This is a genomic window from Enterovibrio litoreus (assembly GCF_045679545.1).
GTDB lineage: Bacteria > Pseudomonadota > Gammaproteobacteria > Enterobacterales > Vibrionaceae > Enterovibrio.
Map to the genome: position 1 here is coordinate 3,016,943 of NZ_CP166194.1, position 12,800 is coordinate 3,029,742.

Consider the following 12,800-nt stretch of genomic DNA (forward strand, 5'->3'; position numbering starts at 1 on the left):
TCGCCGTCATTTAGAACTCGCAGTCATACTATTACGGCTTGCGGAACATGGTTTGACCCAAGTTCTCAAATCGACTGCCCATTTGTCCGATGCTTTCAGAGTGACCAATGAATAAAATGCCGCCACTACCCAGTTTTTCCCAAAAGCGATATATAAGCTGCTGCTGCATATCTTTTTCGAAATAAATCATTACATTACGGCAAAATATTGCATCTAATGGCCCTTTGTGAGGCCAAGCAGCCGTTAAGTTGAGCTGCTTGAACGTGATCGCTTGCTGAACAGAGGGTTTCACTTTCAGCAACTCCTGCTTTTTGCCTTTGCCACGAATAAATCCGTGATGCAGCATGGCAGGAGGGATCACCTTGCTCGCGTCAATGCCATAGGTGCCATTTTTTGCCACCTCAAGCACTTGTGTATCCAGATCGGTCGCCAATATCTTGCAGTCATAGTTCGGTGTTAGCATTCCACTCGCGGCAAGCGTTGACACGATGGTGTAGGGCTCTTCCCCCGTAGAACACCCCGCAGACCAGATACGGATGCGTCGCTTTTTTTGGTTTTGCCATTCAGGAACCATGGTGTTAGCAAGAAAATCAAAATGATGCTTTTCTCTGAAAAACTGCGTTTTATTTGTCGTTAGGGAATTAACAAATGCAATTCTCTCGTCCATGTCACTGTTAACACGGGCGAAATAGTCACGAAAATTAGTAATCCCGGTACGACGAAGCCGTCTCGCGAGCCTTCCATAGACCATTGAGGTTTTACGCTCAGAGAGAGAAATCCCCGTTTCTCTGAGCATAAATGCCTGGATGAAAGCAAAGTCATCAGCAGTGAACTCAAACTCACGATGCTCTTCGATTTGACTCAGCGCCTGAATGGCATCCACTGTTAAAACTCCTCCCAATCATCGTCAGAAGCAGGCGCCGATGGTGCAGGTCCATTCGCCACTTTTTTCATTGCTGGCGCGGGTGGCGGCGCTTTCACCGACGGGGCTGAAGGCTGTTGGAAACTTTTCATTTGTCCTGCATTGGGGTTGTTAAGCCCAGTGCGCGTATTGTCAACTTGGAAGAAGCCGATGAGGTTGAGAAGCTCGCCACCTTCATCGCGAAGAGATTGGCTCGCAGCAGAGGCTTCCTCTACCAAGGCGGCATTTTGCTGTGTCATTTCATCCATTTTCACGATGGCTTTCGATATTTCATCAATGCCGGTTGCCTGCTCCTGACTGGCTGAGTTGATCTTACCAATCAAGGTCGACACTTCACCGACCGCATCAACAATCTCGTTCAGCATTTCACCCGATTCATCGACCAGGCGTGACCCTTCTGATACTTTTTCAACGCTGTCTTTAATGAGGTCTTTGATTTCTTTTGCTGCCCCTGCACTGCGCTGAGCAAGGTTACGAACTTCACCCGCAACCACGGCAAATCCTCGGCCTTGCTCACCCGCCCTAGCCGCTTCCACTGCCGCGTTGAGCGCAAGAAGATTGGTTTGGAAGGCAATTTCATCAATCACACTAATGATGTCTGAAATACGCTTACTGGCTTTGTTGATTTCACCCATGGCAGAGACGGTTTGTTTGACCACCTCACCACCTTTCTGTGCTTTTGTGCTCGCATCTTGTGACAAGCGATTGGCTGAATTGGCGCTCTCGGCATTTTGTTTCACCGTTGAGGTCATCTCTTCCATGCTCGCAGCGGTTTGTTCAAGGCTAGCGGCCTGCTCTTCCGTTCGCTCACTGAGGTCGCTGTTCCCTTCTGCGATTTCACCCGATGCCGTTGCCACACGCGCTGAGGACGCAGTGATTTTCTCAACCATGTCGCGCAGGTTCGTGATGGATGTGTTGACCGCATTGCTGAGTGCGGCAAAGTCGCCTTTGTAATCTTCCGGCATGTTAACTTTCAAATTACCTTCAGAGACTTTACTCATCACGTCACGACATTTATTCATGGGCTCTACCATGCTGTCTAGCAAGCCATTAATGCCTTCACTGAGGTTAGCCATAAAGCCGGAATATTTGTTGGTATCCATTCGCGAACCAAGCCGTCCTTCTGACGCATCTTGGATAAGTCCCTGAACATCACGCTGGCCCACCATTTGTTCGGTGATATCTTCCCATTGCAGCGCTGGCCCAATGAAGTTACCTGCTGAGTCATACATGGCGATACAGGTTAGCGTGAACTCCAGCTCGCCGACTTGAATGTTCGCGGTGTAAGGCAAGCGATCAGGGTTGCTTATGATTGCTCGCTGATGCGCGGGGTTTTTATGGAATATGTCGATGTTTTTCCCTTTAAGGTTATCGGCTTGGAAACCAGGAAAAAACTTACGCAGATCGTCTTCGCGCTTGCCCAGCAATTTCTTCAGTGCCGGGTTGTAGTAGGTAATGTTGCCTTCTTTGTCCGCCATCATAATATTGGTGGTCATACCCTCAACGGCTGACACCAGCCGGCCAACTTCGAGTTCCCTTTCACGCAACATAGAAACATCACGCCACTCAAGACTGTTACCAATGTAGTTGCCTTTCGCGTCAACAATGGCTGCCACGTTGAGCTCAATAGTGAGATCGGCAATGCTTATGTCTGTTTTATAAGGAAGATTGGCAGGGTTAGCCAGCAACTGGCGTTGATGTGCAGGGTTTTTATGAAACTCATCGATGCAGCGCCCCATCAGCCAATCACTGCTCGCGGTAAATCCTGACCACATTTGTTTGAAAGACGCTTCATGGGTTTTAAACAAAGACAGCGTTTGTTCATTGATATAGGTGATTTCCAAATCTCGGTTGATCAACACCATGGCCGTCAACGACTGATCGATCGCTGCGCGAAGGCGCGATCTCTCACTGTCTGCGAGGATCTTTTCGGTCACATCATCCCATTCCAACGTGTTACCCACATAATCGCCACTGGCGTCAATCACGGCGCCAACAACAAGACGAAGAGACACATCTCCTACCTCTATGATGGCTTCATGTGGCAAGTTAGCGGGGTTGGACAGTATTTGCCTTTGGTGAGCGGGATTTTTATGGAACAAATCGATACATGTTCCTTCGATCCATTCTTTTTCGGCACGGAAATTAGGCCACTTAGAGCGGAACAATTCTTCATGCGTCTTCAGCAATTCCACTGATTTCTTGTTGACGTAGAAGACTTTGAAGTCCCTATCAACCATCATCAATGCCGTCTGAGCGGTATCAAGCGCGGACACAATGTGCGCCTTTAATCCCTGCTCTTCTTGTGTGTTTTCAGTTACAGCTACAGGTTCTTTTTTCCACCAAGACATAATCGTCAATCCTCGCTAACCAGATCTGGCTGCGTTACTTCATGCAACACGTCGAAATCAAATAGTCGTTCAAGTTGAATTAGCACCACGTGCTTTCCACTGACTGAGGCAATTCCTTCAATGAATCGCTCGTCAATTTTCACAAAACTAGGTGCCGCCTTAATTTGACTCGCCGATAGCTGATATACCTCAGCAACTGCATCGACAATTATTCCCAAAGACTGCCCTTTTGCATTTCGGACAATCACCACCACCGTCGTTTTACTTAAAACGGAAGGGGCCATATTGAATCTTTGCCTGAGATCGATAATGGGAATGTATTCCCCCCGCAGCTCAAGCACCCCTAGCAAGTAACTCTCACTATTGGGCAGTTTTCTAATATCAGACCAACCACGAACCTCTTTCACATCAAGGATGTTGAGTCCGTACTCTTCGTCGTCTATCAAAAAACTCAGGTACTCCATCACCTCATCTGACATAACGCCTCCTTAATGAACAAGTCCTTCAATGCTGAGCAACGCATCGACATCCAATAAGCTCATCACTTGGGCATCCACATTCAGCAAGCCACTGACAAAAGGCATCACTTGTGAGTCGCCAATGGGCGGCATTAAACTCTTATCGCCGAGATCAATCACATCAGAAACCGCATCCACCACCACGCCCATCATTCTATTTCCGGCTGCCTCACCCGCTTTGAGAATCAACACCACGGTAGTCGGTAGATACTCGACCACACCGATGTTGAACCGAACGCGCAAGTCCATGATGGGCACGATCATGCCGCGTAGATTAATGACCCCAAGAACAAATTCGGGTGAGCGAGGTATCACGGTGGGCGATTCCCAAACGCGGATCTCTTCCACTGCCTGTATGTCGACACCGTACAATTCGTGCGCCAGATCGAAGCTGAGGAAATCGGATCCCTTCAGGCGGTCTTGACCTTCTACCGCTTCATCATTCACCTCTGTCGCCGCCAGAGCTTGATTTGTCATGCTCTCCTCCTACGCCGCTATGTGGCTGTTTGTATCGGCGACTCGACTCAAAAAGCCAGTCATCAGTCCCTGAATATCAAGAATGAGGGATACAGAACCGTCACCAAGAATGGTGGCACCCGAGACGCCATTCACACGGGTATAGTTAGACTCAAGGCTCTTAATCACCACTTGCTGCTGACCAAGCATTTCATCGAGCAAAAGGCCAACGCGGTTGCCACTCGCTTCAACCAGACACAACAATTGCTTGTCCAGTGCGCCCGACTCTCCCAGCCCAAACTCTTCTTTAAGGCGCAATATCGGGATGTTCTCATCTCGTAGCCGGTAAAGTTCGACGCCACCTGTGGCCACTTTCACGCGCTCAGATTCAATCTGGATAGATTCAATGATTGAGATCAGCGGCACGACAAATACTTGGTCGGCCAGCTTCACAAGTTGTCCATCAAGAATGGCCAGAGTCAGCGGTAAGCTAATACGGAAAACACTGCCCACATCGATTTCTGAATCGACCTCTATGTGCCCGCCCAAATCTTCGATGTTACGTTTCACTACATCCATGCCAACACCTCGGCCTGATACATCAGACACGACATCTGCCGTTGAAAATCCTGGCGCGAAGATCAGGTTGTATACTTGGTGATTGGTTAAATCATCCAGTGCGGTGTCTTGATGGATGAGCCCTTTTTCAATGGCTTTTTTCCATACCCTTTCTTTGTTCAAGCCTGCACCATCATCGCGGACTTCAATGACAATAGAGCCACCTTGGTGATAGGCATATAGCGAGACACGACCCGTTTCAGGTTTACCTTTCCCTGTTCGGATTTCTGGTGACTCCAATCCGTGATCAACGGCATTTCGCACCAAATGAACAAGTGGGTCCGTGATCCTTTCCAGCACGGTTTTATCAAGCTCGGTCTGCTCGCCTTCAATAACAAGTTCCACCGTTTTGCCAAGTTGAGCCGACAAATCGCGGATCAGGCGCGGGAAACGGTTGAATGCAAAGCTGATCGGCAGCATGCGGATATTGAGTACGCTTTCTTGCAGTTCTTTGGTGTTTTGCAAAAGCTGATCAAGCCCCGCTTGCAGGCGCTCAATTTTACTTTCTGAAAAATTCTGGCTGAGCTCAGTCAGCATCGATTGGGTAATGACCAGTTCACCCACGAGGTTGATCAAGTTATCGACTTTGTCTATCTCTACCCGAATGGAAGATACCGCGTCGGATTTAGCGGCGGCTTGTTTAGCAGCAGGCTTAGCCGCTGTAGGTTTTGCCGCGGCAGGCTCCGCTTCGACAGAAGGAGCATCAGCTTCAGTGCCTTCTTCTGGTTCTTTTTGAATGCGCGACATCGTCAAATCACATTCGTCTTCAACCCATTCGAAGATTTCTTCAATCGGCGCTTTATCAATGTGTCCATCGACAGTGATACGCCAACTGAGATAACACATCTCAGGCTCCATCTCACTGAGCGTTGGCAATGTGTCAGTCAAACATTCGACGTTACAGTGAACACCGAGATCAAAAAGCTCGCGAAGGATTCGTACCGGATCGTTGCCAGAAAAGAACATGTCTTTGTGCGGCGTGAAAAGAACGACCCAATCACCATCGCCTTCCGCAGCCGAGTCTGAAGGCGCCTCTATGCTTGCTTCAACTGCAGGCTTTGCTTGACCTGCATTGTCACCTTCGAGCAGCTTGTTGAGCTCATCGGTGAGTGCGTCTCTCAATACATGATCGAAGTCAGAGCTGGTTTCGTAAGCAATCAACATACTGTTGATGCAATCACCGCCCTTGAGAAGAAGGTCGATCGTGCTCGAGTCTAATCGCCGTTTTCCTTCCCTGGCCTCATCGAGCAATGTCTCCATGACATGAGTAAACTGGCTTATCTCATTGAGGTTAAAGGTCGCCCCACCACCTTTGATTGAGTGAGCCGCCCGAAAAATGGTATTAATAACATCAAGATCGATGTCACCATCAGGATCGAGTGAAAGCAGTTCTCGCTCAAGGATTTCAAGGTTCTCACGACACTCCTCGTAGAAAATCCGGCGCAGTTGGTCCATGTCCAAAGCCATAGTGATCTCCTTGCTTGAACACTTAGATAACGCGTTGCAACGTTTTCAGAAGGGTATCGGGATTAAACGGCTTCACAATCCAACCAGTTGCACCGGCGGACTTGCCCATGCTCTTTTTTTCCGCTGACGTTTCAGTTGTCAGCATGAGGATTGGCGTGAACTTATATTGAGGCACGGCACGAACTTGACGAACGAATTCGAGGCCATCCATGTTAGGCATATTTACGTCTGAAATAATGACGTCATATTGACCCGATTTGGCTTTTGAAAGTGCTTCAGCGCCATCGTTTGCAGTTTCCACTTGGTATCCTGCTTCTTTAAGCGTGTGGCTTACCATTTGACGAATTGAAACAGAATCGTCTGCAGCTAATATCTTTCGCATACTGTCACCCTGATTGAACTACGTGAAAAACTATTCAGCAAAATCGCCCAAGCCTAACGGCTCAACCAATCCCAATGTCTTCGCTGCCCCTACTAATTCCCCCGATGCGCCTTCCCACTTCCATTCAATGGACTGGTTGTGACACAGAATTTTGGCGGTTAGTAAAAGCTGCAGCCCCGGAGCATCAACGCGTGATACCTCACTACCATCGACTAGCAAGTTTTCAGACTGCTCCAATTCGACTTGCAGGCGGTCTTTGAGACCCATCACCTGCGTGATGTCTAATTGTTCTCCCAATGAGAATCCCATCGCAGAATTCCTTCCAATTCCTGTTGACTTACGTCGGAAATATTTATGTCTCTGTAAGTGTAGCAATAATGGGAAAAATGGAAGATTTTTAGTCAATTGGATTTAAATTGAGATAAAAAGAGGAGGGTTATTGACAATTTTGACAACTGATTATTTTGTATACACATGAATTAGAAGGTAATTTTTTAGATTCAATGTAGTAGAAGATACTTCGCGATGACTTTACCGAGCACGAAAACAGAGAAAATGGTCAAACAAAAATCACAGTGGTCGGATTAGCAACAAATCAAGCAAAAAAGCAGCAGTCAGACAATATGAGTGCGAAATTATTTTGACAAGAACGCGCCTCTCCTATTTAATAGCGCTCGTTGCCTCGATAGCTCAGTCGGTAGAGCAGGGGATTGAAAATCCCCGTGTCGGTGGTTCGATTCCGCCTCGAGGCACCATATTTAGAGAGATGGTGTTAAGTACGCAACAGTACACAACGTTTCCAAGGTTTGTGTGCCGGCTTAGCTCAGTTGGTAGAGCAACTGACTTGTAATCAGTAGGTCACCAGTTCGACTCCGGTAGCCGGCACCATCTAAAAACGAAAAAGCCTCGTCATTGACGAGGCTTTTTTGTATCTGGATTTTGGGTTCTGAGCCCTAAGCCCTAAAGCCCTAAGCCCTAAGCCCTAAAGCCCTAAAGCCCTAAAGCCCTAAAGCAGCTTATTCCCTCAAGTTTACAAGCGAACATTCGCTTTCTTTTCCCGCTTTTTCTAAGGCTTAGGACCTTTTCTTTATATCTATCAATCAAACAAACTATTAAACCAACCCACCGGATCCGGTTTATCACAACGCTTGCGCCAGTACCCTTTTGGATCCCACATCGGTAGTTTTTGCTTGCTGAAGCAATCTGTCACGTATTGCCCCTTCTGCACTTGATACGGCACGCTGGCGACTTCTGAGGGCCAATTCAACACCAGCTTTTCTGGCTGCCTTGCCATGATGTAATCCGCATAAACACGTAATGCCCCCGAGGATCCTGTCAGCTTAGTCGACTTATTGTCATCACGGCCTAGCCAAACTGTCACCACTTCTCGTCCATCAATGCCGACGTACCAACTGTCGCGATTGTTATCAGTTGTTCCCGTTTTTCCTGCCAATGCCGCCCACGCAAGAGATGTATTGAGATACCTTGCCGTGCCTTCTTTCACCACGTGTTTCATGGCGTACATAGTCAGCCAACTGGCTTGTTCAGGCAGAGTTTGGCTCGATTTCGGCCAGTTGCGATAAAGCACTTGTCCTTCTCGGGTTACGACTGCGCGTAGCGCTGTCAGCTCAGCCTTACGCCCTCCACTGCCCAAGGTCTGGAACATTTGCGTGACTTCCATTGGCGTTAAGGTGAATGCACCTAGCAGAAGAGACGGAACTCGGGTGATCTGATCAGGGTTCACGCCCAGATCATTAAAGGCCGACACCACCTTATCTAACCCCAAAGCCAAACCCAGATTAACCGTAGGTACGTTGTAAGAATGCACCAACGCTTGCAGCAAAGGCACTTGACCACGATATTTTCTGTCATAGTTACGCGGACGCCATTCACTGCCTTGATCGCCTTTGAGTACCAAAGGTTTGTCATCGAGTGGTGTTGCTAAGTTATATTTTTCGGGTTGCGCCAATGCCGCTAAGTAGACGGCAGGCTTGGACAGCGAGCCAATCTGGCGACTGCCATTCAGGGCACGGTTAAAACCCGCATAGCCGGGACGACTGCCACCGACCATGGCGCGAATTTCCCCGCTTTGGCGATCAGCAATCACTACAGCCGCTTCCAGTTCATCGCCCGCGACCTTTTTTAGTTCCTTGACCTTGTTCACCACGGTCTTTTCAATCAACGACTGAGACAGAGGATCTAAGGTACTGAAGACTCGAAGGCCGCTTTCAGGGTTGAAATTACTCCCGACTCGCTCGCGAATTTCACGAGTGAGTTGTTCAAAGTAAGCGGGCTGCCTGCTATTCAGGCTTGGCGATGTCTGCACATCAAGTTTACGCGCAGCGGCTTGCGCATATTGGTTAGCGGTGAGTGCACCGTTTTCCATCATCATGCGTAAGATGAGATCGCGACGCTCTTGCGCTCGCTCAGGATAACGCCAAGGGTTGTAATAAGACGGCCCTTTTACAATACCGACCAACAAGGCCAATTGATCAATGCGTAATTCTTCAATCGGACGACCAAAGTAGAGCCTTGCCCCTAACGGAAAACCATGCACGGCTTGTCCACGTGCTTGCCCTAAATAGACTTCGTTGAGATAGGCCTCAAGAATTCGGTCTTTGCTGTATCGATAATCAAGAATAATCGCTATATAGGCTTCCTGTACTTTGCGCCACAGGGTGCGGTCTCGGGTGAGGAATAAGTTTTTCGCAAGCTGTTGGGTCAAGGTTGAACCACCTTGCACGGTGCGCCCCGCTTTGAGGTTGACCAACATGGCACGGGCGATGGCTAACGGCGAGACACCATCATGGTGGTAGAAATCGCGATCTTCGGTTGTGAGCAAAGCATCAACCAAAAATTCAGGGAAACGCTCACGAGGCATGAAGATACGTTGCTCGTCAGTGTTGGACTCCATCATGCCGAGCAGTTTTGGCTCAATGCGCAAATAGCCGCGTTGTTTGCCGCTATCGAGTTGCTTAATCGAGGTCACACCTTGTGCATCAAATGTCAGCATCACGTGCTGTGCACTCTCGGGGCCGTCTTCAAATTCGAAAGGGCGACGAATGATTTCGACGCGGGTTTTAGACGCGGAGTATTCCCCCGCGCGAGTCGGTGAGCGAACCTTGTTGTAATTCAAGAGGTCGAGTTCGCGCTTCAACGTTGTGATGTCGACGGAATCCCCCGGCGCTAGGTGCAGTACACGTCCATAAACCACCGCAGGCAGTTGCCAGATCTGTCCGTCAAAACGGTCTTGGATCTTTCCATCAAGGTAAATACCCAGAATAGCGAGCGCTGCGAGGCCTACCAACCCTAACTTTAAGCCCAAAGACAGCAGTTTCTTTCCCCAACCTTTTGACGGTGGCGTTTTTTTCTTCTTGGCAGCGGACGTAGTAGGTTTACGCGTGCGGCTCGTCGTTTTCTTGGGAGTCTGTTTAGTCATGAAAGTGGCTTTTAAGCATCCGGTTTAAAATGTCGTTTGGTTAATGTGGTCGGCTGATGACTCGCTGGGTCATCAGGCCAAACATGCTTCGGGTATCGGCCTTTCATCTCTTTTTGCACCTCACGGTAAGTACCTTGCCAGAACCCCGCTAAATCTTGGGTGATCTGTAAGGGGCGTTGTGCGGGGCTCAGCAATTCAACCAGCAAGGTCACTTTGCCATCAGCAATCGCTGGAGACTGGGCTTGACCGTACATTTCCTGCATACGCACCGCGAGCGTCGGCTTTTGATCGGTCTGATAACGAATTGCGTGTCGACATCCCGTTGGCACTTGATAAGTTTCTGGCAATAATCGGTTCAACTCTTTGGCCGTCGCCCAACCAAACCAGGCTTCCAGTGCGCTAAAGGTATCGACCTTTTTCAAATCCTTCATCGAACGTACGCCAGCCATAAAGGGGGCTAGCCATTTATCCACTTCTGCCAATATGCTTTCGTCATCAAGTGCAGGCAGTGTGATCGGCAGTTGCCATGCCTGCGCACAACGCGCACGTACCAACAGGCTTTCAGTTTTCTTCGGCAAATCCAAACACGCTAAGCCTTTTCGCTTGATGGCTTGCAGCAAGGCTTGCGTCATCATCTCATCATTTCGCTGAATGATGGGTTTACGCGACAGAATAATCTCGCCGCAGCACACTTGCGTTTCCGCAACCAATGCGCCTTTTTTATCATCCCAGTCTACCCACTCTCGCTCAGAAAACAGTGAAGGCAACAGGGTTTGCAGCGTTTTGAAGTCAGCTCGGCATGCAGTGAAAATTCGGCTATCACCCTGAGACACACTCATGAGATCAACAGCGATCAGTGCTTCTTCACCCGAGAGCGGATGATCAGCATCGATCTGCGCACCATGACCGTTACTGAGTAAGAAGCGACCGTTGTTTCCACGGGATTTAGCAATGCGATCAGGCCACGCCGACGCAGCCAGCACAGGCAAGATATGTGGGTTAATGTCTGAGGACAATGTTGCCCCCAAACGACCTGCAAGCTGAGATGCTCGTTGTCGATGCGGCCCTTTCTGCGCGGCAATCATGGAAAGTTGCAATCGCAAATCAGGCTCTGTCTTCCCACGAAGGGGCTCTTCTGCCCAAGCAGCCAGCCAACATGCCGTTGAGATAGCGTCATCCCCCAGCATGTTGGCGGTATAAAGCATGGCACCGAGTCGTGCATCTGTGCCAAACGCCACTACCTTTTTGCCTTTGGCAGTAAGTGCACTATTTGTATCCAGTACGCCCAATTGCTGAAGTAGCTTAACGGCTTGCTGCCAATGTGGCGTGGGCGGTACGTCAAGCCATTGCAAATCTTGCGCGCCACAGCCCCACAGCACCACCTCCAACACCAGTTGCATCAGATCGCTGGTGACAATTTCAGGATCAGGCACGGCTCGCATACGCTGGAAAGTCTCTTCACTATATAGACGAAGGCAAATACCCTCAGATAATCGCCCTGCTCGTCCCATTCGCTGAATGGCGGATGAGCGAGAAATTTGAACCGTTTCCAGCTTGGTGATCCCAGATTTTCGATTAAACCGTGCAACACGCTCCAAACCTGAATCCACCACTAAGCGAATACCTTCAATGGTCAAACTGGTTTCGGCAATATTGGTCGCCAATACCACTTTACGTTTGCCATTGGGCGCAGGCGCAATCGCGTCTTGCTGTTCGTTGGCGGAAAGCTGCCCATATAAAGGACAAATCATCACATTGCTTGGCACTATTGCTGCCAGCGCACTGGCGGTGCGTTTGATTTCTGCCACACCCGGCAGGAAGACCAGTGCCGATCCTTCCTCTTTATCTAAGAGTTTTGCTATCGCACTGGCAGCGGCACTTTCATAACCATACTGACGAGCAATGGTGTAGTAACGTGCTTCAACAGGAAAGCTTCGACCTTCAGAAGACACCACTACCGCATCTGGTAACAACGTATTCAACGCCTCGCTATCGAGCGTGGCTGACATTACCAGCAAAGTAAGGTCATCGCGCAGCCCAGCTTGAACATCCAGTGAGAGTGCTAACGCCAAATCAGCGTGTAAACTGCGCTCATGAAATTCATCAAAAATCACCAAGCTGACGCCCTCAAGCTCTGGGTCAGATTGGATCATTTTGGTCAGCACCCCTTCGGTGACAATTTCAATGCGGGTTTTGTCACTCACATGGGTTTCACCGCGTACGCGTAAACCAACGGTTTCGCCCACTCGCTCCCCGCGCTGAGATGCAAGAAAGCGAGCAATATTGCGCGCAGCAAGACGACGAGGCTCGAGCAGGATAATTTTCCCGTCAAAAACCTTTCGTTCCAAGAGGACCTGTGGCAAACGTGTTGACTTACCCGCCCCCGGTGGCGCTTGTAAAATCACATGTGAATGGGTGTGCAATGCAGATATCACGTCATCAAGGACGCTATCGATGGGGAGCTGTGACAAATCAAAAGCCTTTGTGTCAGAATTACCCGCAGAGTATATACCCGAGCAAGCTCAATATGCATGTTGCGCTCACCAGAGTATGACCATCAAAGGAAAGACGACGATGACATGATGTTAATTGCCCGAATCATTGGACATAAATAACACAACATCGCTTTTCGCATTCGCTCATCAAG

9 protein-coding genes and 2 tRNA genes are annotated in these 12,800 nt (G+C 49.1%); 2 read left to right on the plus strand and 9 right to left on the minus strand.

Features of this window, described 5'->3' with window-relative positions; genetic code table 11:
* Positions 1-31 precede the first annotated feature (31 nt).
* The 7 genes from AB8599_RS13435 to AB8599_RS13465 are packed head-to-tail and all read right to left on the minus strand — an operon-like array spanning position 32 to position 7,023.
* A complete protein-coding gene (locus AB8599_RS13435) occupies positions 32-883 on the minus strand; it encodes a CheR family methyltransferase (protein WP_407331401.1) in 852 nt (283 codons plus the stop codon).
* Positions 884-885: 2 nt separating this feature from the next.
* Positions 886-3,273 (minus strand): aerotaxis transducer Aer2, encoded by a 2,388-nt coding sequence (aer2, locus tag AB8599_RS13440; RefSeq protein WP_407331402.1) that lies wholly within the window; start codon positions 3,271-3,273, stop codon positions 886-888.
* 5 nt (positions 3,274-3,278) lie between these two features.
* Positions 3,279-3,752 (minus strand): chemotaxis protein CheW, encoded by a 474-nt coding sequence (locus AB8599_RS13445; protein ID WP_407331403.1) that lies wholly within the window; start codon positions 3,750-3,752, stop codon positions 3,279-3,281.
* 9 nt (positions 3,753-3,761) lie between these two features.
* On the minus strand, positions 3,762-4,268 hold the full coding sequence (locus tag AB8599_RS13450; RefSeq protein ID WP_407331404.1) for a chemotaxis protein CheW: 507 nt from the start codon (positions 4,266-4,268) through the stop codon (positions 3,762-3,764).
* A 9-nt stretch (positions 4,269-4,277) separates the two neighbouring features.
* Positions 4,278-6,332 (minus strand): chemotaxis protein CheA, encoded by a 2,055-nt coding sequence (locus tag AB8599_RS13455; RefSeq protein WP_407331406.1) that lies wholly within the window; start codon positions 6,330-6,332, stop codon positions 4,278-4,280.
* A gap of 22 nt (positions 6,333-6,354) precedes the next feature.
* Positions 6,355-6,714, minus strand: coding sequence for a response regulator (locus AB8599_RS13460; protein WP_016959640.1), 360 nt, complete (start codon positions 6,712-6,714; stop codon positions 6,355-6,357).
* Between the two features lie 30 nt (positions 6,715-6,744).
* Positions 6,745-7,023, minus strand: coding sequence for a lipid asymmetry maintenance protein MlaB (locus AB8599_RS13465; RefSeq protein ID WP_407331407.1), 279 nt, complete (start codon positions 7,021-7,023; stop codon positions 6,745-6,747).
* A gap of 370 nt (positions 7,024-7,393) precedes the next feature.
* On the opposite strand from AB8599_RS13465, the gene AB8599_RS13470 reads away from it, so the two are divergent.
* Together AB8599_RS13470 and AB8599_RS13475 are read left to right on the plus strand one after the other, a co-directional pair.
* Positions 7,394-7,469: transfer RNA gene (locus AB8599_RS13470), tRNA-Phe, on the plus strand.
* Positions 7,470-7,526: 57 nt separating this feature from the next.
* Positions 7,527-7,602 (plus strand) — tRNA-Thr (locus AB8599_RS13475).
* A 208-nt stretch (positions 7,603-7,810) separates the two neighbouring features.
* Here AB8599_RS13475 and mrcB read toward each other — a convergent pair.
* Together mrcB and hrpB are read right to left on the minus strand one after the other, a co-directional pair.
* Positions 7,811-10,153 (minus strand): penicillin-binding protein 1B, encoded by a 2,343-nt coding sequence (gene mrcB, locus AB8599_RS13480; protein WP_407331408.1) that lies wholly within the window; start codon positions 10,151-10,153, stop codon positions 7,811-7,813.
* An 11-nt stretch (positions 10,154-10,164) separates the two neighbouring features.
* A complete protein-coding gene (gene hrpB / locus AB8599_RS13485) occupies positions 10,165-12,624 on the minus strand; it encodes an ATP-dependent helicase HrpB (RefSeq protein WP_407331409.1) in 2,460 nt (819 codons plus the stop codon).
* Positions 12,625-12,800: the final 176 nt, after the last annotated feature.